The 20,048-nt window shown below is 62.3% G+C and carries 22 protein-coding genes, 1 tRNA gene and 2 pseudogenes; 17 read left to right on the top strand and 8 right to left on the bottom strand.

The window, feature by feature from the left end:
- The first annotated feature begins 14 nt into the window (after positions 1 to 14).
- A complete protein-coding gene (locus E3O62_RS10285) occupies positions 15 to 893 on the top strand; it encodes a sensor histidine kinase (RefSeq protein ID WP_134394115.1) in 879 nt (292 codons plus the stop codon).
- Positions 894 to 933: 40 nt separating this feature from the next.
- Here the strand turns inward: E3O62_RS10285 and def are convergent, their stop codons facing one another.
- Positions 934 to 1,500: a peptide deformylase gene (gene def, locus E3O62_RS10280; RefSeq protein ID WP_134394114.1), complete on the bottom strand. Its 567-nt coding sequence runs from the start codon at positions 1,498 to 1,500 to the stop codon at positions 934 to 936.
- 40 nt (positions 1,501 to 1,540) lie between these two features.
- On the opposite strand from def, the gene E3O62_RS10275 reads away from it, so the two are divergent.
- The 4 genes from E3O62_RS10275 (at position 1,541) to E3O62_RS10260 (ending at position 5,037) form a co-directional block, all read left to right on the top strand.
- On the top strand, positions 1,541 to 2,455 hold the full coding sequence (locus tag E3O62_RS10275) for a DMT family transporter (protein WP_134398439.1): 915 nt from the start codon (positions 1,541 to 1,543) through the stop codon (positions 2,453 to 2,455).
- Between the two features lie 174 nt (positions 2,456 to 2,629).
- On the top strand, positions 2,630 to 3,886 hold the full coding sequence (locus E3O62_RS10270) for a glycosyltransferase (protein ID WP_241973422.1): 1,257 nt from the start codon (positions 2,630 to 2,632) through the stop codon (positions 3,884 to 3,886).
- 99 nt (positions 3,887 to 3,985) lie between these two features.
- Positions 3,986 to 4,059: transfer RNA gene (locus E3O62_RS10265), tRNA-Ile, on the top strand.
- A 291-nt stretch (positions 4,060 to 4,350) separates the two neighbouring features.
- A complete protein-coding gene (locus E3O62_RS10260; RefSeq protein WP_134398437.1) occupies positions 4,351 to 5,037 on the top strand; it encodes a hypothetical protein in 687 nt (228 codons plus the stop codon).
- A gap of 132 nt (positions 5,038 to 5,169) precedes the next feature.
- Here the strand turns inward: E3O62_RS10260 and E3O62_RS10255 are convergent, their stop codons facing one another.
- Entirely contained in the window at positions 5,170 to 6,249 is a 1,080-nt protein-coding gene (locus tag E3O62_RS10255) for a hypothetical protein (RefSeq protein ID WP_134398436.1), read from the bottom strand.
- Positions 6,246 to 6,545, bottom strand: a complete 300-nt coding sequence (locus E3O62_RS10250) for a helix-turn-helix transcriptional regulator (RefSeq protein WP_241973430.1) — start codon at positions 6,543 to 6,545, stop codon at positions 6,246 to 6,248. Before E3O62_RS10250 ends, E3O62_RS10255 begins: the two co-directional genes overlap by 4 nt.
- Before the next feature lie 685 nt (positions 6,546 to 7,230).
- Here E3O62_RS10250 and E3O62_RS10245 point away from each other — a divergent pair.
- From E3O62_RS10245 to E3O62_RS10235, 3 genes are all read left to right on the top strand, one after another.
- Positions 7,231 to 7,953, top strand: a complete 723-nt coding sequence (locus tag E3O62_RS10245; protein WP_134398434.1) for an AAA family ATPase — start codon at positions 7,231 to 7,233, stop codon at positions 7,951 to 7,953.
- 197 nt (positions 7,954 to 8,150) lie between these two features.
- Entirely contained in the window at positions 8,151 to 8,483 is a 333-nt protein-coding gene (locus tag E3O62_RS10240; protein WP_134398433.1) for a hypothetical protein, read from the top strand.
- 344 nt (positions 8,484 to 8,827) lie between these two features.
- On the top strand, positions 8,828 to 9,040 hold the full coding sequence (locus tag E3O62_RS10235; RefSeq protein ID WP_134398432.1) for a hypothetical protein: 213 nt from the start codon (positions 8,828 to 8,830) through the stop codon (positions 9,038 to 9,040).
- 665 nt (positions 9,041 to 9,705) lie between these two features.
- Here the strand turns inward: E3O62_RS10235 and E3O62_RS10230 are convergent.
- Together E3O62_RS10230 and E3O62_RS16580 are read right to left on the bottom strand one after the other, a co-directional pair.
- The gene (locus E3O62_RS10230; RefSeq protein ID WP_134398431.1) at positions 9,706 to 10,215 is read right to left on the bottom strand and encodes an N-acetyltransferase; all 510 of its coding nucleotides are present in this window, start codon (positions 10,213 to 10,215) and stop codon (positions 9,706 to 9,708) included.
- Between the two features lie 10 nt (positions 10,216 to 10,225).
- Positions 10,226 to 10,390, bottom strand: a complete 165-nt coding sequence (locus E3O62_RS16580; protein ID WP_166786464.1) for a hypothetical protein — start codon at positions 10,388 to 10,390, stop codon at positions 10,226 to 10,228.
- A 25-nt stretch (positions 10,391 to 10,415) separates the two neighbouring features.
- Between E3O62_RS16580 and E3O62_RS10225 the strand changes: the two genes are divergently transcribed.
- From E3O62_RS10225 to E3O62_RS10210, 4 genes are all read left to right on the top strand, one after another.
- The gene (locus E3O62_RS10225) at positions 10,416 to 10,706 is read left to right on the top strand and encodes a sigma factor-like helix-turn-helix DNA-binding protein (RefSeq protein ID WP_166786463.1); all 291 of its coding nucleotides are present in this window, start codon (positions 10,416 to 10,418) and stop codon (positions 10,704 to 10,706) included.
- Between the two features lie 9 nt (positions 10,707 to 10,715).
- Entirely contained in the window at positions 10,716 to 10,997 is a 282-nt protein-coding gene (locus E3O62_RS10220; RefSeq protein WP_134398429.1) for a hypothetical protein, read from the top strand.
- Between the two features lie 93 nt (positions 10,998 to 11,090).
- The gene (locus E3O62_RS10215) at positions 11,091 to 11,294 is read left to right on the top strand and encodes a hypothetical protein (protein WP_134398428.1); all 204 of its coding nucleotides are present in this window, start codon (positions 11,091 to 11,093) and stop codon (positions 11,292 to 11,294) included.
- 467 nt (positions 11,295 to 11,761) lie between these two features.
- A complete protein-coding gene (locus E3O62_RS10210; RefSeq protein WP_134398427.1) occupies positions 11,762 to 12,202 on the top strand; it encodes an MmpS family transport accessory protein in 441 nt (146 codons plus the stop codon).
- A gap of 383 nt (positions 12,203 to 12,585) precedes the next feature.
- Here the strand turns inward: E3O62_RS10210 and E3O62_RS10205 are convergent, their stop codons facing one another.
- Together E3O62_RS10205 and E3O62_RS10200 are read right to left on the bottom strand one after the other, a co-directional pair.
- Complete coding sequence (locus tag E3O62_RS10205; RefSeq protein WP_134398426.1) at positions 12,586 to 13,983, bottom strand: integrase core domain-containing protein; 1,398 nt, start codon at positions 13,981 to 13,983, stop codon at positions 12,586 to 12,588.
- Between the two features lie 405 nt (positions 13,984 to 14,388).
- A pseudogene (locus E3O62_RS10200) lies at positions 14,389 to 15,156 on the bottom strand (tyrosine-protein phosphatase).
- 91 nt (positions 15,157 to 15,247) lie between these two features.
- On the opposite strand from E3O62_RS10200, the gene E3O62_RS10190 reads away from it, so the two are divergent.
- The 3 genes from E3O62_RS10190 (at position 15,248) to E3O62_RS17570 (ending at position 17,774) form a co-directional block, all read left to right on the top strand.
- Positions 15,248 to 15,835, top strand: a complete 588-nt coding sequence (locus tag E3O62_RS10190) for a helix-turn-helix domain-containing protein (RefSeq protein ID WP_134398423.1) — start codon at positions 15,248 to 15,250, stop codon at positions 15,833 to 15,835.
- Between the two features lie 24 nt (positions 15,836 to 15,859).
- Entirely contained in the window at positions 15,860 to 17,131 is a 1,272-nt protein-coding gene (locus E3O62_RS10185; RefSeq protein WP_174720132.1) for an MFS transporter, read from the top strand.
- A 61-nt stretch (positions 17,132 to 17,192) separates the two neighbouring features.
- Positions 17,193 to 17,774 (top strand): GNAT family N-acetyltransferase, encoded by a 582-nt coding sequence (locus E3O62_RS17570; protein WP_134398422.1) that lies wholly within the window; start codon positions 17,193 to 17,195, stop codon positions 17,772 to 17,774.
- Between the two features lie 154 nt (positions 17,775 to 17,928).
- Here E3O62_RS17570 and E3O62_RS10175 read toward each other — a convergent pair whose 3' ends face one another.
- Entirely contained in the window at positions 17,929 to 18,435 is a 507-nt protein-coding gene (locus E3O62_RS10175; protein ID WP_134398421.1) for a hypothetical protein, read from the bottom strand.
- A 212-nt stretch (positions 18,436 to 18,647) separates the two neighbouring features.
- Here E3O62_RS10175 and E3O62_RS10170 point away from each other — a divergent pair, with 212 nt between their 5' ends.
- Positions 18,648 to 19,175, top strand: coding sequence for a hypothetical protein (locus E3O62_RS10170; RefSeq protein ID WP_134398420.1), 528 nt, complete (start codon positions 18,648 to 18,650; stop codon positions 19,173 to 19,175).
- A gap of 312 nt (positions 19,176 to 19,487) precedes the next feature.
- Positions 19,488 to 20,033: pseudogene (locus E3O62_RS10165) on the top strand (IS30 family transposase); the annotation flags it as partial.
- Between the last annotated feature and the right edge of the window lie 15 nt (positions 20,034 to 20,048).

The following is a 20,048-nucleotide window of genomic DNA, read 5'->3' as shown; positions in this document are numbered from 1 at the left end:
AAAAGGCGGCATCCGTGGAGTCCTGGCTCACCGTGAGCACCGTTCTGTCCGTGCTCGTCGTCGGGTTGCTCGCCCTCTGGCTGGTCACCCTTGTCCGGGCCCGGCGCGTGGTCTTCGACCGCACGGCGGCCGAGCGGATGCGCATTGACCTGCAACTGTCTCTTGCCGAACAACAGGGCCGGCTCGGCATCATCCGGGAACTGCAGGACGTGGCCGTGCTGTCCGTTGCGCGGCTGATCACCCGTGCCGAAGGTGCCCGCTACACGGCCGAGAGCGACCCGTCCAGCGCCGTGCGGGTGGCGACGGCATTGGTTGACGACGGTCGGGTGGCGCTGGCCGACATGCGCCGCGTGCTGACGATCGTGCGCGAGGGCGAATCTGTCGCCGCCGCCCAACCGGGCCTGCAGTCGGCGAACGAGCTGTTCCGGGTCATGCGTGACGCGGGCGTCACCGTGGTCTTCACCGAGTCAGGCGCGCGGTTCCCGCTCAAGCAGGGCGCCGAACTGGCCGTCTTCCGTATCCTGCAGAGCGCGCTGGCCAACACTCTCACCCATGGCGGACGAGGCACGGAGGCTCGGGTCACGTTCACGTGGACTCAGGACGGGCTGCAGCTGCTGGTCGCCGATGACGGCATCCGTGCGGCGGCTCGCCGGGACAGTGCCGACGCCGCCGACTTCGCCGCGCGCACGATGTACACGATCGACGACGACCTCAAGGCACTGAGTGCGAACGTAGCCGGGGCAGGCATCACTCAGATGCGCGAGCGCACCGCGATGTTCGGTGGCATTTTCAACGCCGGGACCGTGCCCGGCGTCGGGTTCACGGTCTCGGCCATCTTCCCGTCGTTGCGCTTCCACAACGGCATCCATGGAGTGGACCTCGACCGCGGCTGACTCTTTCGCCGGGCCAGCGAATCAGGCCAGGCCTATCTGGTCAATCTTCGAGGTTGTCGACGCCGGGCATCCAGCCGAGCCCGGGCGTGCCCCAGCCACGCTTGCGGGTCACCTTGAAGGCGATCTTGGCGTAGAAATGCTCGAGGCGATCCACGTACAGGGTGCCGTCGAGGTGGTCGTACTCGTGCTGGAAGATTCGGGCCAGCCAGTCTTCGGCGTGGATTTCGAAGGGTTTCTGCTCGAGATCCACCGCCCTCAGGATGGCGGAGGGAGAACGCATCAGCGGAAAGCGCTCGCCCGGGTAGGACAGGCAGCCCTCGACGTCTTCGTCCTCGTCGGCCTCGCCCGCGGAAACCGGGGTGATCCACAGCTCCGGGTTGATGGCCACGCCACGCCAGAGGTGGTCGTCGTCGTCGAGGTAGTTGAAGGTGAAGAGCCGCAGCGGCACTCCGACCTGCGGCGCCGCCAGACCGACGCCGGGCGCGGCATCCATGGTCTCGAACATGTCCTGCACGAGTTCACGCAGGACACTCCCGAAATCGGTCACTGGCAGGGCAGGGGAATGGAGAACGGGGTCTCCTGAAATAACTATCGAGCGAACGGCCATTCAGCAAGGATATCGGGCCGGTTCTCGGTAAAGTCGTCGAGTGACACTCTCCCTGGCTGACCTGACTGCGGAAATCGCAATCAATCCTCGTCAGGCCATCGGTATACCGCTCGCCCTGGTCGGAGCTGTCTTCCTGTCCCTGGGAGCGCAATTCCAGCATCGGGGCGTCACCAAGGTCGAGGCCAAGACGGCGGAGGTCACCGGGGGGCTCAACCCGCGCCAGCTGATGTTGCTTCTGGGGCGACCGTCCTGGGTGTTCGGCACGATTATGCTCGGTTTGGCGATCGCGTTCCAGCTCTCCAGCCTGGCGTTCGCCCCCATCATCATGGTTCAGCCGCTGGGCGCCGTCGCCCTCGTGATCACGTCGATCCTGAATTCCCGCATTACCCGGGTACCCGTCAACCGAGCTTCCAAGATCGCAATCGCGATGTGCGTCGGCGGGGTGGCCCTCTTCGTCACCGTGGCCGCCTTCACCGCGGTAGACAAGCCGGTCACGGATGGCAACCTGATCACGATCCTGGTCGTGCTCGGCGTCGTACTGTCCGTCTTCGGGGTCCTGTTCGTTCGACTGCGCACCCGGTTCAAGGCGATTTTCTACATCGTGGGCGCCGGAGTCCTTTACGGGTTCGTCGCCACACTGGCCAAGGTCGTCATCAACCGCACCCAGAACGGCAACTTCGAGTGGCTGACTCTGACCTGCCTCGTCGGGCTGCTGCTGGCGGCGGGGCTCGGCGCCTATTTCGTTCAGAATGCCTATGCATCGGGACCGCCGGATCTGGTCATCGCCGGGTTGACAGTGATCGATCCGCTGATCGCCGTCGGTATCGGCATCGTCGTCCTGGGCGAGATCGAGCAGGCGCCGCCGTGGGCGACGGTCGCCTTCCTCGTTGCGGGTGTCATCGCAATCGTCGGGGTCTTCCTGTTGGCCCGGTTTCACCCACTGGCCGACGATTGACACGGTCCGAGCCACTGGGATCGGCGTTCCCACGGGCGCGTCGCCACCCGTATCGCGGTGGCCGGGACGGTTTAGAATAGGGTTCTACAAGACCTCGTCAGCGTGTGCGCTGTCGAAAGCATGAATTATCGCCGGATGACGAACTCCGGCTCACATACGTTGGGACAGTGTCTTTTGTCAGATTCGACCGTTTTGCCGAGCGAGGCGACCCGCATCGAGCCGGTGTCGAAGTCGCCGCTCCGGATACTGATCGCTGCGGATACCTTCGCGCCCGACGTGAATGGTGCGGCCAAGTTCGCGGAGCGTCTTGCCGCCGGGATGGTGGCCCGCGGGCACGAGGTGCAGATCATGGCACCGGCCGCGTCACGCAAGTTCGGCACCTGGACCGAGGTGCACGAGGGTCAGCCGATGGTCGTGCACCGTCTCAAGAGCTGGCGCTGGTACCCGCACGACTGGCTGCGGTATGCGCTGCCGTGGTTCATCCCCAGGGAGAGCCGGCGTATTCTCGACACATTCAAACCGGATGTCGTGCATTTCCAGTCGCACATCATGGTGGGCCGCGCCGTCACGATCGAGGCCGCGAAGCGGGGCATCCGCATCATCGGCACGAATCACTTCATGCCGGAGAACATGCTGGAATTCACCCTTGTTCCCAAAGGTCTGCACGACCGACTCATCAAGGGTGCCTGGCGGGCCGCCCGGCGCACCTTTGGTCGGGCTGAGGCCGTCACGACCCCGACGCTGCGGGCCGCTCAGTTCCTGGAACGCTATACCGGCCTCGAGGGTGTGCTGGCGATCTCCTGCGGCATCGACGCCCACAACTATTCGTCCAGTTTCGCGCCGCGCTCCGAAAACCGCATTCTGTTCGTTGGCCGCGTGACGGGTGAGAAACAGATCGACGTGTTGTTGCAGGCCGTGGCCCTCCTGTCGCCCGACCTTAATGTGCAGGTGGAGATCGTCGGTGGGGGCGACCAGAAGCGCAACCTCGAACATCTGTCGCAGACGCTCGGACTTAGTGGTCGGGTCACGTTCGCGGGTTATGTGACGGATGCCGAACTGGCGACCGCCTACACCCGCTCGACGGTGTTCGCGATGCCGTCGATCGCGGAGTTGCAGAGCATCGCGACTATGGAGGCGATGGCGTCTGGATTACCGATCGTGGCCGCCAACGCCATGGCACTCCCACACCTCGTGCACGATGGCCAGAACGGCTACCTGTTCGAGCCCGGTAACGCTCAGGACCTCGCCGACAAGCTCACAACAGTTCTGACGGCCGCACCCGACGACCTGATCGCGCTCAAAAACAGCTCCCTCCGGCTCATCAGCATGCACGACATCAACCGCACCCTGAACACGTTTGAGTGCCTGTATCGCGGGGAACCGGTTATCGACGCGGTCACCTCCGACGCGGCCGCCCGCGGCGCGGAGTAGGCGGGCGAGCCCGCCTTTCGAACCTGTATCGTTGGATCTGGTGATCCATCCGATCACCACAGAATCGGTCGCCCACTCGTCAGAGCAGTCGCGTCGATTGGGGCGGTAGCTCAGCTGGTTAGAGCAGCGGACTCATAATCCGTCGGTCCCGGGTTCAAGTCCCGGCCGCCCTACTTCAATGTGCTGGTCAGAAGTAATATTTCTGTTCTCGCTTATTTCATCTTTGAAGTCAGCTACCTATGCAGCTACCTAAGTCATTTCGTGGGCATCTTTTCATCCCCAAAGAATGACTGTTATCCGCCGTGCAAGGCCCTAGAGAAACTGCTGTGCTGGGCACGCGAGTTTTGCGAGCGTTGTATGGAAACGATCACCCTGAGATCTCTGGTGCTTTGGTTCGGTTCAGCCAGTGCGCCCCCTGCGGTTAGGCTCGGATTAATGAAGCTCGGGGTGCAGGGGATGAGACAGTGACTTCGCAAGTAGAGGGTCTCGCGTTCGCGCCCGGCTCAGTGGTAGTGGTACGCGACGAAGAGTGGCTCGTCACGTCCGTCACTGACACCGTCGACGGCGCGCTCCTCAACGTTTACGGCCTCAGCGAGCTGGTGCGCGACACCACTGCGACCTTCTACGAGAGCCTGGACTCGATCGAAGTTCTCGATCCCCGAGAAGCAAGAGTCATCGCCGACGCTTCGCCCGGTTATAGGCGCTCGCGCCTGTGGGTCGAGTCCACCTTGCGCAAGGGTGTTGGCGCCGGCGAAACAGCGTCGGCTACCGGGATGAACCGACCAGCTTGGACGAGCATGATCCCCGTGACCGCAGCGGGAGTCGTCGCCGCCAACCTTTACGTCATCGTTGTGGTGATCGCATCGGGCGACGACGCGTCTTTTCTGGCCTTTGGCCTTGCTCTGGCCAGCGGAATCGGACTCGTCGGCTCAGCCATCGGATTCGTCCTCGCTCGCCTGGTGCGCACAAGCCGGTTTGGGCGAGTGGCAGTCGCAGGCGCGTCCACATTCCTCGCAACCCTGGCTGTAGGGAGCCTGCCGGGTCTGATCAGCAGCGTCGGACGCGCTGTCGTCGTGGCGGCGGCGGCGGCTGGAGCGCTAGCTCTCATCGAATGGCGCCAAGCCCGAACAACCGCAAACCAACCACACTGAAGCCCCGCCCGCAGCTAGCACCCAAACCGCACCTCGGTAGTGGAGTCGGTCCAAGGCAACTCCGAGTCCAAGTTCCAACCCGGTTTCTGTGTGCCTCCAGCCGAACGCTATGCGGGAAGGTGGCTCCCCGCCTCAGCGAGGGCCGGCGGTCACCATCTCAGCCGTATAGCGAAGAGGAGGCAGACCGATGAGTAGGGCGGCCACCAGCGCCGTTTGGCCGGCTATGGCTATGGCTGGCCCGCTGATTGCTGCGTCGCCACCACTGGTCATGAAGGTGTCAGCGAGCGACATACCCATGTTGAACCCTGCGAACCAATGGAAGGAAGCCGTCGTCCCAACCAGGAGCAGGCCCACCACGATGATTCGGCGAGCGGTGAAAAACCTCGCGACTCCTCGAAGACCGCAGAGTATTGGAAGCGTCACGGCCATGGCTCCCCAGAAGATGGCCCACACCATCAAGAAGATGTTGAGCGGCGCCTCACCGGCGGCAGACATCGCAGAGTAGATTTCGTCCAGGCTGAGGCCTGGAGCCTTTGCGAGAGGGTTCCACACTGAGATGTGCAGAACGCCTACCACCACAATCAGTAGGGCGAGCAGTGTGAAGGGAAGAGCCACCAGGACTCGGCTCCGCCCTGACAGTTGTTGAGAGCCGGCCGGTCTCCTCTTGCTGCCGAAGGCAACAATGATGGCTGCCAGCAACGCCGGGACCGCGAGAATGCCGAGGAAGGGCATCACCATCACCATCACCATGAGTACGAGGATCACACCGACACCGATAGCAAGCGCGAGCCCCGTGCGTCTGCTGGCAAAGTCGAAAGCGACGACCAGCGTCCCCAAGCACGCGAAGAGACCAAGCGTTGCGAGGAAAAAGGCGAGTACCTGTATCCCAAGTCCTAGCGGAGCAATTTCGAGCATTTCGTAGCCGCCCCAGAGAAACAACCCGAAGCCCAAGACTGCGGCGCTTCCAAGCAACGCGGCAGCCCAGCGCATCCGATTGGCTACGAGGTCCGCTCTTGTGATGCCGGTCACGCTTGGGTCCGTGCGGTCAATCGTGATCGCGGCCATAACCGCACCACCGACGATTGACCATTGCGAGAGTTCCAGATCGCGGGCACCGACCAAGTCGGCCAGCCACTCTTCGCGATAACGCTGTCGCGCGAGCCCGGGAAGCGTCCAGGCCACCACGGCTACTAACGTGTCTGCGATGCTCATGCCCGGGCCGCCGCTGCTTGTGCCGTTAACCGAGCTTGTCGCTCTCGAACTCCGGCTACGACAGTGAGGGCAGAGGCTTTTGCCCCGTCCGAGAGCAAATACAGCCGACGGCGCGGTCCAGTGCGATTAGAGTCCTCATCCCACTGCGAAGTAGCCCAGCCCAAGCGTTCAAGCCTCTCCAAGATCGGGTACACACTTCCCGCGGGCCGTCCTGTCACCTTCACGATTCTCAATCCCCAGACTGGTTCACCAGCGTCCAAGAGCACCTCGAGTACATCTGCCGTGGCAGGGGTCATACGACCTAAAGGCTTCATATCGCGAATCTATCTATATAGATTTGGAGGGGTCAAGGTCTATCTTCCGACTCCGCCAGGGCAATCCGGCAACACCTTGCGATTCAGGGGTGCGTGCCTCGGCACATAGGATCACCTCATGACCAACCCTGTGCGGTCACTTCCCGCGACTTGGGGAGAAAGTCCCGGCGGGTGCGAGGGAATGTGGTTGCATGGCCAAATGGGAACGAGGGGATGGGCGGCTACTGCGTTGTGCGGGCTGGCCATCTTCATGGCATTGCCGCCAGCTGCGGCGATTTACGCGGTCCGAGATCCAAGCTATTCGTGCCTTGTGGACGCACTCCCAGCGGCGCGCGAAAGCGTAGACCCCGGAGAGCCGATCGTTGGCCGGATCACGTTGATCCCGCTGGGGCTGCAGTGCGAATTCACGTCCATGACCGGACGGGCAATGACCTTGAAACCCGATGTGGTGTTGACCGTTATGCTCGCCACTTCAGCTGCTTCCGTTCTAGCGGCTGGCTGGTGCTGGTCCAGGGGAGCAGTCGTCGGCGAGTCCCTCTGGACGCAGAGAGACACCGGGAAAGTCCTAGCGAAACGGTCTAGGGCTGGCTGCACCCACGGACCGAGAAAACGAACCCTGAACGGTTGGTCTAACTGTTTCCAGTGGCGGTTCAGGCAGAATGATCGCATGTCGAGAAACGAGCCTCCGTTGCGCTCGGTGAGCCAGGATCCCGACGCGCCCTTTCTGCCTCGGGATGTGTGGCCCGCGACGCTTGCCCCGATCTCGCAGCTCCTCGATGATGGTCTCGAACTGGGTCCAGTGACCGTATTCGTCGGCGACAACGGAGTCGGCAAATCGACTCTCGTTGAGGCCATCGCAGGTGCCTACGGCATGGGACCGGAAGGAGGATCGACCGGCTCCAGACACACCACCCGCAGGTCCGAGTCCACCCTCGCCGACCACCTGCGGTTGAACCGTGGTCTCGGCGCCGGCCGGGGCGGCTTCTTCCTCCGCGCGGAAACGATGCACGGGTTCTTCACCTATCTGGAGGACAACCCCGGCGGAAACGACCCCGTATTCCACGAGCGCTCGCATGGCGAGTCGTTCCTCGACCTTGTGGCTGCCCGGTCTCGTTACCCGGGCTTGTGGATCCTTGATGAGCCGGAATCAGCACTCTCGTTCACCGGATCGCTTGCTCTGCTCAGCGATCTCCGGGACATTGTTGCCGCCGGTGGGTCTCAGGTGATCCTGTCCACTCATTCACCGATTCTGGCGTCAATACCCGGTGCGGAGATCTATGAGGTCGGGCCATGGGGATACAGTCGCTGCGCCTGGGAGGACCTCGACCTGGTTCGGAATTGGCGATCGTTCCTGGACGATCCGGAACGGTATTTCAGGCACTTTCGCTGACTTCGACGCATGCAACACTCGTCGTCACGCCGCGGCTGGACTCACTGTCCTCACGCGGGAACGTACGGCGGACCTCCATGGATGCGCACCAATTCGCCGAGGTTCCAAAGTTTCGGTGGAGTGGCAGTCGGGAACCCTCTGCGGATCGCTTGCGCGATTGCGTCGTCTGCAGGGGCGAGACCTGCGAGACTCACCGCATGTCAACTCAGACGGGTACTCAGAAACGACGTGCTGTGTCTCCGGTGCTCATCGGATTCGTGGGGATGATCATCGTTCCGTTCTGCATCGTACTCGCGACCAACTCCTGGGATGCACCAGACGCAGCAGACTTCGTACGGATGGCGTTTGGTACCGTAGTCGCCTCCACCTTGGCGTCGGTGGCGGCTTGGTGGCTGGCGTTCAACCGGATGAAAGCGGGTCGCAGTGACCGTTACTGGTTCTGGGGCGTTGCTGGCATCGTTACTCTTTCCTCAATTGGCAGCATCTCCAGTGCTGCTGAGACTCTGCTGGTGCAATTGAACAATTCATAGATCGCCAATCCGCGGTCGGGCAAAAGTTGGACGCGGAAGCTCTGCCGGTCCTCAGCCCGCGTCGAAGGAAGGTTATTCATGGCTTCTCGAACACCCAGGCTCTCTCTGGTCGTACTTGTCGGGTTGGTCCTCAGTGGGTGTTCGGCTGGAGTTGGCACCGGTGACTCCGCGTCGGCTGCCGGGGGAGCGATCGAGTTGGCGGTATCGCAGACTTGCGCTGATGGGGCGGACCCGCAATGCGTTCAGGTTAATGGCGAGAATGTTGTTCTCCCATCCGTACTTGAGCGAGCTGGAGTGAAGGATGCCACCATCGCCGAAAGTGAGGGGGGCAGAACGCGGTTGACGTGACGTTCACCGAAGACGGGGCGGTCGTCTTTAACGCCCTCACGGTGAAGGCTGTCCAAGCCGGGGATTCGGTGCGCCTGATTATCAAGATCGGCGGGGAGATACAGGCTGCCGTCGTGGTGATGGAGGCCATGGAAAGTGGTCATGTGCAGATCAGCGTCTCTCCAGACGACAACGCCCAGAAAATCGTAGACCTGATTCATAAAGGCTGAGAAGCGTCGGTGCATCCGGACAAATTCGGGAGAGCGTGGAGGATGAGCTGTGCTGAGCCCAGGTCGTAGGGGGCCCAAGGGGAAGGTCCAGGACGCCAGCCAGCTGCCGAAGTTCCTCGGTCTGGGTCAGTAGCCGAATCCGCTGAGGCGCTGCTGGTCGTTTACGGTCGATACTCTTTCGGCGGCGGCGATGTTGGCAGGTCGCCTGGGGCAGCTCGGCCTCCGAAAGTCATGGTGGCGATCGAGGACAGCCCGGCACCGATGCCCTTGGCGAGGAACGACAGGATTGCCCCAAGTACTTGCCATAGCCCAGCATGGCCACGTGACTGAGTCATGCGGTACCTCGATCTCTAGGTCGTGTGCATCTCGGCGCTGTGAGCCTGCACGATCGCGCTACTTTTCGGCGCGTGCTTGCCACTCTACGAGGGTGACCAACGTGTGACCAGTAGGCACAAGTACAAGATCGTCTATACGTCTCCCCGGTGCCACCAGCAGCTAAATGAGCGTGACATTCTGCCGTCGCGCGTGGGCTCATCGGCTGTCCTGTAAGCCGGACCTTCATGGGGCACAGAATTCGCCGCCAGGGCTTCGAGCCGGCGTTGAGCAGCTGGGTGGCATTTTGGAACCAAGAACGGGGACGAGAGCGACCAGCATCGCAAGAAGCGTTAGAGCTTCTTGACCATTTCCAGTTCGTTCCTGCTGGGGTCTAGGTTGTAGGGGACGCTGTGCCCGGTTGCCGCGAAGCCCCGATTTTCGTACGCCTTTCGCGCGCGGACGTTGTCCTCGTGCACGTGGAGAGTCAACTGGTGGCTCTCGGTGCGGGCCCAGTCTTCAACCGCTGTCAATAGGGCATCGGTCAGGCCAACCTTGCTGCCACGATAATCCGGTGCTACATATACGCCCACGAGAAGGGGGCCGGTTTCTGGATCGGGCACAAATCCAGCCATCGTTCCAACCCAGCGCCCGGACTCGGTGATCGCTGCGATAGCGATGCCCTGGTCGCTGGCACCGCGGTGCCCGCGCATTCTCCACTCGGCCTCTTCGTGGCGCAGTGCTTCCTCGAGGCTTTCTGCGTAGCCGGTCGGCGTATCGCGAATCATTTCCAAGCGCACGTCGCGAATTTCACGCCAGTCTGAATCGTCCGTTGATCGGATGGAGAACTCATATGCGCCCATGAAAGTGAGCCTAGGGGGTCAGAAGCTGGACGAGGTTGGACCCCAGGATGTAGCGCGGGTTGCGGAGCACCTGCTGGGCGGCTTGTCGCGCAAAAGGACGTCTGCCGGCACGCGTCTTGCGCGAAACGGGAGAGCGGCTGCCGATCAGGACCAGGGACCGCAAGAGAACGCTCACCGGACGCCTAAGGGACGAGCTGCGCGTGTGGCCGATCGCACCTGAATCCAGCGACGACGCAGCCATTGCGGCACTCGCCTCGCTCTCGGCACGCGATCAGGAGCTGGTCACCCTCGTCGTCTGGGAGGGGCTGAGCATCGCGGAGGCCGGCAGCATCATTGGCATCCGACCAGAAGCGGCTCGGGCCCGGCACTCCCGAGCACGCCGCAGCCTTCGGGAACGCCTAAGCCGCGATGACCGCAGTCAGGAGCCTGTCCGTGAAGACCACGATCCTGGGGCAATGCGCGGCCTCAGCATCCAGATAGTGAACAGGTAGGATCCGACCGTGACGACTGCAGAACAGCAGGTAACCCAGCGAGAAGCGAACGTCGCCATCGGCGGTTGCTGCGTTGGCCTGGCCGTCCTCATCGCGTCGTTCGCCGCCTCCTACCTCGACTATCTGGAGACCAACAACACCAACGTTTTAGCTCTCATCCTCCTGTTGGCCGGCGTCGGCGTTGCGTTCATCTCATCATTCTTCGTCTGGACGACAGATATCGGGCAGACCACACGCTTCGTTTCGGGCGCGCTGACCGCCGGCGGCGGGGCGCTCGGACTCGCCACATGACCGTTCGCCCTCACCGCTTTCGTACTCCCGAGTGGTGAGGAACTGCGCTCGGCCTGCTGGTACCCACTTATCGACGCCGGCGCCCACGGTGGGGTGGGCAAGACCCTCGACATTTCCACGACGCTTCTGCCGACGCAGATCCACTGCAGCATCGGAACGGGGCCGTCCGCCGTCGTCCTATCTGGGCTCGAAACCACGGCGCTGAGTGCAGTAGTCATCGCGCTGATGCTCCTTGCCATCGGCGGAATCTACTTGATGGTGACGCGCGGGAAACGCAGCAACACAGGCACACGGTGAGTCACGCACCTCCGCCGACTTCGCGGATTCCGCTCTGACTGGTCTGGCCCCACCTGGTGCAGCCACCTTGAACTGCGTAGCCCTGCTTTTTGGCGCTCTGTGGAGGCGTTCTTTGATCGGTATTTTGTCGCATTAAGTTGTACGCCCACGACGCTCCGGAGCGTCAGTGCCCCATAACTAAAGCGTGAAGTGCCCACTGTCGGGATGTTCCCCGCAAGAGGGACAATGAACCGGCCAGCGGTCGACCCTCGGATTGGGGAAACCAATGAGTCAAGAATGAGTAAGCCACGGCGTAGATTGTGTTTTGCGGAGTTTCCGACGCGGGCCTTTTTTCGATCGAGGCTTCGAGCGCGAGGCACCAAACGCTGCAGCAACTTCTCGTCGAATTCGGACCAGCCTGTGTTTGGTCGGACCAGCCTGTGTTTGGACTGTCGCAGGCATTCCATCCACAACAACCAGGGGGACCAATGAAGAAGACCGCGCTCGTGCTCACCACCGGCATCCTGCTATCGGCATTCGTGCTTACCGGATGCAGTTCATCTGCAGCGCCCAAGTCCGATGCCGGGGCAGTCGACGGCCCAATCGTCGAAGCGGAGACATCAACAGGCAACACCGTGATTTATGACGTGACCAGCGATGCTGGCACGGCCGGGAGCATCATCTACATGACGTTCAATAATGGCGGCGCGGGTCAGGAACAGACCACCGACGCGCCCCTCCCCTTCACCAATGAAGTGACGCTCGAAGATGGCGAATTGTTCTCCTCAAGCATCTTCTCGCTTGTCGCAGCGGCGTCAGCTGAGGCAACGATGATTTCGTGCAAGATCACGGCAAATGGAGAAGTCATTGCTGAGCAAACCTCCACAGGCGCCTACGCGGTCGTGGCGTGCTCCGGTAGCAGCGAGTAGCCGAATGGTCCAAAGAAAGGCAGGGAATGAACCCGTTCTTGCAGCTTCTCGGGCTACTGATTCTCCTCGCGCCGACCATCCTGATCATTGTGGTGTTGGTGATTGTCCGGCGGGGTGCGAAGCAAGTCCAGTCTGAGCTTCACACCCTGCGCGCTGACTTGGATCGCTTGGCAAACGAGCAAAGATTGAGGTCCTAACTCTTCTTCACCACCGAAGGACCTTGGGTCCGCCATAAGCTGCCCGCAAGCCGGACCCTCATGGCATAGTGGCGAGTAGCCCGAGTTGGTAGCGCTAGTCCAGGCACCTGGTGTGTTATCTCGTGACTTCGTGGACACTAAATCTCATCACTTCGCGGACGCTGGGTCTCATGGCTTCGTGCACAGCTACCGCCCTGGCTCACCGAGCACTGCGGGGAGATCGGTCTGGAGCTGTGCGAACTGTTGCTGATACTCCGCGTTCTTGCGCGCCCAGGGCTTCGTCGGGTGGGCCACATTAACGCCCTGGATAGAGTACGAGGCGATGTATCGGCCTCGGACGTTGAGCGCGACCATCGGCAGCGGGAACGAGAACACGATCTCAGCGGTCACGGGATCGGTCAGCAAGAACGCGTCAGCGGTGATCGTCCGGTAGAACGTGCGGTCGGCGCACGTCGTCGGCAGGGAGACGTGGTATCCCTGAAAATAGACCTGCCTGTTCGCCGTGGTGACCTCCACGAGTGACTGATCCGCTGTGGGCGGCCGCGCGCTGTCGTCGGGCAGGACCTCCCCGGTCTTGGAGATCGTCAACGATGCCCGGTGAAGGTCTGACTGTCGTCGTGTGCGAGCCTGCCGGTACTCAGAGGCTTTCGCTTCCAACACCGACAGCGGGATCGGCTCGGTCGCTGGCGTGTGTTCGAGCAAGTCCCACGCCGCCCGCGGCGTGGCCTGTTCGAGGGCTTGATGCGGTCGGCGATTGTTGTAGTGCTCCCGGAATCGCTGGACCCGGCCACGGAGCTGCTCCAGAGTGGCCGGCCGGTCGGCGTCGAGGAAACGGATCAGCGTCTGGTGGGAGCGCTCGTTCTTGCCCTGTGTGGTGGGCTTGCCCGGCAGCCCGCTGATCGGCATGGTTCCTTTCGAGGCCAGAAAGATCTCCACGGAACCGATCGTGCCTGCCCGCAGCTGATTGAACGCCAGGGAGTTATCCGAGAGCACTTCCCGGGGTGCCCCGCATGCGGCAATAGCCCGTTCGAGCACGTCCTTAGCGTCGGTACTGTTCTCATGACGCGAATAGGCGTCGGAGCCCACGTCGTATCGGCTGGCGTCGTCGAGAAGTTGATACACCGTGACGATCTGCCCACCAGCCAGCCGGTACTCGAACGCGTCCAGCTGCCACAGCGACATCACCGTCGCGCGCACGAACGGGATATAGGACGACTTTGGCCGCTTTTTCGGCGACGCGTCCACCTGCCCCACGCTGGCCAGAAGACGCGCAATCGTCGCCACCGAGGGGACCTTCCCTCCAAGGAACCCGTCATCCATGGCCGCTTCGTAGTAAAGCGAACGGGGACCATAATCCCAGCCATCAGACTTGAGCTGTTTGCGGATCTTCACCAGCTCATTCACGACCACCTGCCCAAAGCGTCGGGCCGGAACGTTCGGAGCGCGGGAGCGGGGGTGCAGCGCAGCAGCCGCCTCATGGACAGCTCGCCCACGGATCTTGTAGAACACGCTCCGAGAGATCTTCAGAGAGCGGCAGAACCCGATAATCGACAGCGCGTGAGGCTGAGTCGGGTCGTAGTTCATGATGGCGGCACGAGTCTGGGGTGAAAGAGAATTCGACTTTCCTCAACTATCACCGGCGCAAGTGTCTCCGATGCTGTGAGAGATGGTGTCCACGATGTCATGAGATCGTGTGTCCACGATGCGTTGAGACAGGACACACGAAGCCATGAGACCCAGCGTCCGCGAAGTGATGAGATTTAGTGTCCACGAAGCCACGAGATAACACACCAACTCGCCGGACTACCGCTACCACCAAGCGCTACTCGCCAACATAGAGCCAAGGTCCGTGGTGGCGTACCTGAGCGGTGCATTCGAGTGCGCAATTTGAGCTGCCTAGTATGGGAATCGACACGAAATGGCCACGGAGTTTCTGCTGACGGGACCGTCCCGTTTGCTCCGCCCGGGAGAATTCGCAGTCAGGCGCGTCTAAAGGAACGCCCGTCCCGTGAATAGCGTCGGGAACTTCACGCTCTCCGCCTCCACATCTGAATGACGTTGTCTGCGGCCTCTACCTCGACCACTACCCGCTCTCGCTCCAGTTCCGCGGCCTGCCGTGCCCGGACTTTCCCCGCCACGTCCAGCAGATCCCACATTTGCTCGCCGGTCACTGACACCCCGCGGGCGCCGGTCCGCCGGGTTCGACCGCAGATCGGCGAGTCTGACTGTTTCGAGATAATCGTCGGCGATGGCGTCCGGTTCCGTATCAATGGCAGTCAGAAGCAGCATTGCGATGAGTCCGGTTCGATCTCGTCCGCCCATGCAATGAAAGAGAACGCCGCCGTCTGGCGCGCTGGCCAAGGCAGACAGGACCGCGACGCTACGTTCGGGCATCGCGTAGAGGTGCGGCAAGAAGTACAGTGCCGTGCCGCTGAGCCCGTTGCTCCAGAAGTCCTTCCAGAAGACGGCATCATCGAGGCCGTCCAGATCGACTGTGACAGGGGTCAGCCAATCGGGCCGCGGCTGGGTGTCCCGCGCCCGTTCTCCTGCCTGGCGGAGGTCGACGATGGTGCGGATGCCGGCGTCGTGCACTTGGTCCCACCCCGCTGGGGTGACCTAGTCGACATTCTCGGAACGGAAGAAAACGCTTCTGGGAGTCAGTGTTCCATTTTGTCGTGGGAGGCCACCGAGATCGCGTGCGTTCACCAAACCTTCGATCCGAAGAGCCCGGCCCTCATGTTCAGCCTCGTTGACCATGGGCTCAGCTTAGGAGCGAGAGGACGCTCGAGTACCAGTTATTGCGCAACAATCGTTGCGCAATAACTGTTGTTCTTATAGGGTCATCGGTATGACCCCCCGCGACGCTTCACGCACCACGCTCAACTCGGCTGCCTCCATGCGGGTCCTCGCGCATCCAACCCGGTTGCGTCTGCTCGGCCTGCTTCGCGAACGCGGCCCGTTGACCTCCGCCCAGCTCGGCGACGTCGTCGATGAGGCTCCGGGTACCATCAGCTACCACCTCGGCAAGCTTGCCTCCATCGCCCTGATCGAGCCCGCCGAGGCTCAGAGCACCGACCACCGCGAACGCTGGTGGAAGGCCACGACCCTGCTGACCAGCTGGGAGCCCGCCGATCTGCTCGACGACCCCGACAAGCTGGCGGCGTCTTCTGTTCTGCAGAAGTCGATTGCTCAGGCCTACGCCGCTCGATATACCGACTACATCGACGCGACACCTGCCCTGCCCCGCGAGTGGGTCGCGGCAGGCGCGAGCGGGGACCGCAGCCTGCTTCTCACCGTCGAGGAACTGGGCACCATGCGGACCGAGCTCGAAGCCCTCGTCAACCGATGGCTCGACGCGAGCGCCGCCCACGACCCAGCCACGGCCGATGGCGCCGAGCCCGTGGTGCTCGTCTACCAGGCCTATCGCCGTCCCTGAGTCAGACCGCCGAGGAGGAAGAACATGAAGGAGGCGCTGCCTGGCGACCGCCGCGCAATGGGCGCCCTCTCGGCCCTGCTGGCTGCCCACGCGATCTCGCAAACGGGCAATGTGATCACAGCGTTCGCCATCCCCTTCTACGTCCTCGGCCTCGGCGGATCAGGCGTCGAGGTGGGAATCGCGGCATTCTTCGCCACCGCCCCGGTCGTGGTCGGCGGGGCGCTCGGCGGGGTTGTCGTGGACAGGGTCGGTCACCGACGAGCGGCGATCGTTGCGGACCTCGTGAGTGGTGCCACCGTGCTGGCCATGCCGGTACTGGCGCTGACCGTCGGGCTGCCATTCTGGGCCCTTCTCATCCTGGTATTCGCGGGCGGACTGCTCGACACCCCGGGACAGACCGCCCGCCGCGTCATGCTGCCCGGGCTGACGGTACGGGCCGGCGCGCGGATCGAGCAGAGTGTCGGGCTCCTCGACGGTTCTGAGCGCTTCGCCAAGCTGATCGGCGCCTCGATCGCCGGCCTGCTCGTCGCGCTCCTGGGGCCGATCGCAGCCCTCTTCGTCAACGCGGCAACGTTCGCGGTCTCAGCACTGCTGACCTGGGCGTTTGTGGCGGCCGTGCCTGCCGCCGTCAGGCTGAGCGTCGACAGTGCTGACGCTCCCCGTTCCTCCTACTGGGCCGACCTGGCCGAAGGCTTCCGCTTCGTCATCCACGACCCACTGATGCGTTTGGTCGTCGGCCTCGTCTTGGTCACGAACCTGCTCGACGCCGCCCGCGGCTCGACCCTGATGCCCCTCTACGCGAACGATCGTCTGGGAGGCGCGGCCGCTCTCGGTCTGCTGGTGGCGGTCATGGGCGGTTGCGCCCTGGTGGGCAATGTGGCCTTCGGCTTCGTCGCTCACCGTGTGCCCCGCCGCGTGACCCTGGCTGTGTGCTTCGCCTTGGCTGGTGGCCCGTCAAGCGCTGCCTTCGCCGTCGGTGCGCCGATGCCCGTGCTCGTCGCAATGACCGCGCTCTCGGGCTTGGCGGCTGGGGCGATCAATCCGATTCTCGGCACGGTGGAGCTTGAACGCGTTCCCGAACACATGCGCGGCCGGGTGTTCGGCCTGATCAACGCCGGTGCGTGGGCGGGTGTGCCGTTCGGCGCCCTGATCGGCGGCATCGCCGCCGACACGATCGGCCTGTCGCTCGCCTTCGGAATCGTCGCGGTCGTCTACACGCTCGTCACGCTGAGTCCACTGACCGGAGGAGCGTGGCGGCACATGGAGCGGCGTCCGGTCGTGATGGCCGCGAACTGAACGCCCCGAACTGAACGCCCCGAACGCTCGCCCGTCCACGCCTGGCAACCTGAGCCCCGATATGCACAGCGCGTCCACCAACCGGGAGGCGAATGATCATCGAAACGGGTGGGAAACTCGAGGCATGGAAAATCCGTGCGGGGAGAACGATTTCTTGTTTCGAAGTGGCACCGCAGAGGATGCGGCGGGGTGCGTTTCGCTTTGGGTCGCGGCGTGCGTCGCTCGGGATGGTGAAGCGGTCGATGGAGTAGCCGAGCGAGCTCGACTAAAGTTCGATAATTCAGAATGTTGGATCGTGGCCGAGGATGCAGCCGCTGGGCTCGTCGGGTTTGTACTGGCAACGAAACCAGGTTCGGGTCTGGCCAGTGATCCACCCGACTCGCCTGTCATGGGACTGCTCGCTGTCACTCCCGGCGCTCAGGGGCGCGGGCTTGGCGGCACACGTCTAACTGGAGCAACAGCCGCGCTTGCTCGGCATGGCCATGAGCGGTCTGTTCTTCACGTTCTTGCCGATCATCGCGCTGCCGTGCACCTCTACGAAAAGAATGGCTGGCGACCGCGGGGAGAGCTATTCCCGCATTCGCTGTTGGGACGTCCGTCGCAGACGTATGTACTGGACCTAGATCTGCCGGGTGTCCGATAGCCGGACGTCTCCTGGCATACGTTTGCGCGAGACGGACGAGTGGCTGGTGATCCCGTCCATGTTCCGCACGGGGACCTTCCCTTGTCACACCGCCCGTTCTCGCGTCCCGCCTTGCGTGTAGCGGGGATCCCTGTCCATTCCGCTAGTCAGGAGTTCATGAGGGTGAGGCACCCTCGGCAAATTCTGAAGCTAAGGGTGGCACGAGCATGAGCAAAAGAGGATTCTCTACGTAGTAGAGCACCCCGTCGCGCCAGGCGAATCCACTGCCAGTTGTCGGGTCGTCGCTGGGTTTAGACACGTATACCCATCCGTCGACGACTTCGTCGACCGCCTCATGACCGTCGGCAGCAAACTTGGACTGAGTCTCAGCCCACTGATTCTCGTTCATCGCCAGTTGGCCAATGATCAAAGCACCATCGCCAATCATGGCCTCGTTGACAATGCCACCGCAGGCTATGCCATCAATGACCATTCTGTGGACTCGGGGGTCGACTGCGTCTGGCTCCTTTTCGTGGAGTTGCACGAACTTGTCGGACCTGCCGAGGAGATCCGGCGCCAATTTTTCCGGGAGGATTTCGTCGCAGCTTGCCAAGGGGGTCTTGGTGCTCTTATCGGGTTGACTTGGGGTCGCGCCTCCCGAGATACCGGTGCCCAGAATCAAGACAAGGGCGGCGGCGAAACAGGTCTGGGCGGGCGATCTCCTGAAATTGATCGTATCCCCGCTCTGCGTTCCATCATGGACAGGGCCCCTCGATCAAGGTTGGTCGTCCTGCCACCACTCTGTGGGACACAGTAAGGCGCTATCTGCACTCGCCGCTCCTTCGGACTTCTCGACCTCTATGCTGTGGCTTGATGGGAAACATTAGAGAACTGATGCCCGACGCCTTTGAACAAACTGCTTTGCCAGGGCACACCGGTCGGGCAACCAAGGCCCTGTTCACCGTGATCATGCTCGTTGCTGTGTGCGTGATGCTGCTTTTCGCTGGTTGGTTCGCCGTCAAAGCTTTCATCTGGCCCATGCAAGAAACGTCCACGGGAACATGCGCGGTCTATGACCCGAACAGCTGCGTCGACCTGAAGTTGTCTTTTCTTGAGGGCGTAGGGCGACTCGACCTTCCTGAAAACAGCGAAGTTTTCTATTCCGGGACTGGTAAGTTTCTCTTCGCCGGCTCTGAGTGGGGGCTCGTGCGGTTGCCTGAGGCTGCTGAACCACCTGAGCTTCCGCCTGTTCCTGCCGGAATGTTCAACGCGTACCGAATGGAGCGATTCGAGCGACTTGGTTTTGTATCCACCGACGGCGTGATGTCCTTCGCTCACGGCCGATATTTTACCGAGGTAATCACAGGGACCGACAGCTCAGGGCGGACCCTGATTCTCATTGATCGCGACTGGGATGGATAACGCAGGTTCACATAGAGGAGAGCTTGTGTGAACGAAGCTCGTGACTCGACCGAACGTCAGAACGGTGGTTCGGATGGCCGTACCCCAAGGGGAATCCTTCTGGCACAAGGCGGAGATGCGTGACTTCTTCATCAATTCAGACTTCACAGTCGATGACGCAACGCTCGTCGTGCTGGAGCGGTTTCAGCTGGTTGAGGCGCTCCGCCACTCAGCGGGACGTGACCCCCTGTACTGGCCGGGTAACAGTGGTTTGACCAGGAAACTGACACCACACCTAAGAACGGGCAGGCCACTGCGCAAGCGTCGTCGGCGCCCCGACGTACGCGCCCCACGCTTCATCGCACCAGCGACCCTGATCGACCACCGCCCCCAGGTCGTAAACACAGGTCTCGGTTCGGAGACTGGGAAGTGGACCTCATCATCGGCACGCGCACCCGTTCGGCGATCTGCACCCTGGTAGACTGCAAGAGCGGCTACGCCGTCCTCCTCCACCTCCCCGGCGGGCACACCGCAGCTAAAGTCAACGCATCGCTCATCACCGCGATGTCTGCCCTACCGCAGGAACTCAGGCGCACTTTGACCTGGGACCAGGGCGCCGAAATGGCCAGCCACGACAAGATCGCCTCCCTCTTCACCGACGGCGTGTTCGTCGCTCACGCCGGCAAGCCCTGGCAACGCGGATCCAACGAGAACATGAACGCACTGCTGCGGCAATACTTCCCCAAGCACACCGACCTCGCCATCCACAGCGCCGATGACCTCGCCGCTGTCGCGATCAAGATCAACAACAGGCCCCGGAAGCGACTCGGTTGGACAACACCAGCCCAACTCCTCGCCGACGCACTACGATCCAGCTAACCAATCAGTGTTGCG

It is taken from the genome of Cryobacterium sp. TMT2-15-1, from assembly GCF_004402345.1.
GTDB classification, from domain to species: domain Bacteria; phylum Actinomycetota; class Actinomycetes; order Actinomycetales; family Microbacteriaceae; genus Cryobacterium; species Cryobacterium sandaracinum.
Note: the sequence above shows the minus strand (reverse complement) of the source record. Positions and strands in the feature narration are given on the sequence as shown.

Coding starts and splice junctions, on each gene's coding strand:
- def (WP_134394114.1), bottom strand. CDS start 1,500: ATGGCCGTTCGCTCGATAGTTATTTCAGGAGACCCCGTTCTCCATTCC.
- E3O62_RS10255 (WP_134398436.1), bottom strand. CDS start 6,249: ATGAGCATCGCAGACACGTTAGTAGCCGTGGTGGCCTGGACGCTTCCC.
- E3O62_RS10250 (WP_241973430.1), bottom strand. CDS start 6,545: ATGACCCCTGCCACGGCAGATGTACTCGAGGTGCTCTTGGACGCTGGT.
- E3O62_RS10245 (WP_134398434.1), top strand. CDS start 7,231: ATGTCGAGAAACGAGCCTCCGTTGCGCTCGGTGAGCCAGGATCCCGAC.
- E3O62_RS10240 (WP_134398433.1), top strand. CDS start 8,151: ATGTCAACTCAGACGGGTACTCAGAAACGACGTGCTGTGTCTCCGGTG.
- E3O62_RS10230 (WP_134398431.1), bottom strand. CDS start 10,215: ATGGGCGCATATGAGTTCTCCATCCGATCAACGGACGATTCAGACTGG.
- E3O62_RS10210 (WP_134398427.1), top strand. CDS start 11,762: ATGAAGAAGACCGCGCTCGTGCTCACCACCGGCATCCTGCTATCGGCA.
- E3O62_RS10205 (WP_134398426.1), bottom strand. CDS start 13,983: ATGAACTACGACCCGACTCAGCCTCACGCGCTGTCGATTATCGGGTTC.
- E3O62_RS10190 (WP_134398423.1), top strand. CDS start 15,248: ATGACCCCCCGCGACGCTTCACGCACCACGCTCAACTCGGCTGCCTCC.
- E3O62_RS10185 (WP_174720132.1), top strand. CDS start 15,860: ATGAAGGAGGCGCTGCCTGGCGACCGCCGCGCAATGGGCGCCCTCTCG.
- E3O62_RS17570 (WP_134398422.1), top strand. CDS start 17,193: ATGCACAGCGCGTCCACCAACCGGGAGGCGAATGATCATCGAAACGGG.
- E3O62_RS10170 (WP_134398420.1), top strand. CDS start 18,648: ATGCCCGACGCCTTTGAACAAACTGCTTTGCCAGGGCACACCGGTCGG.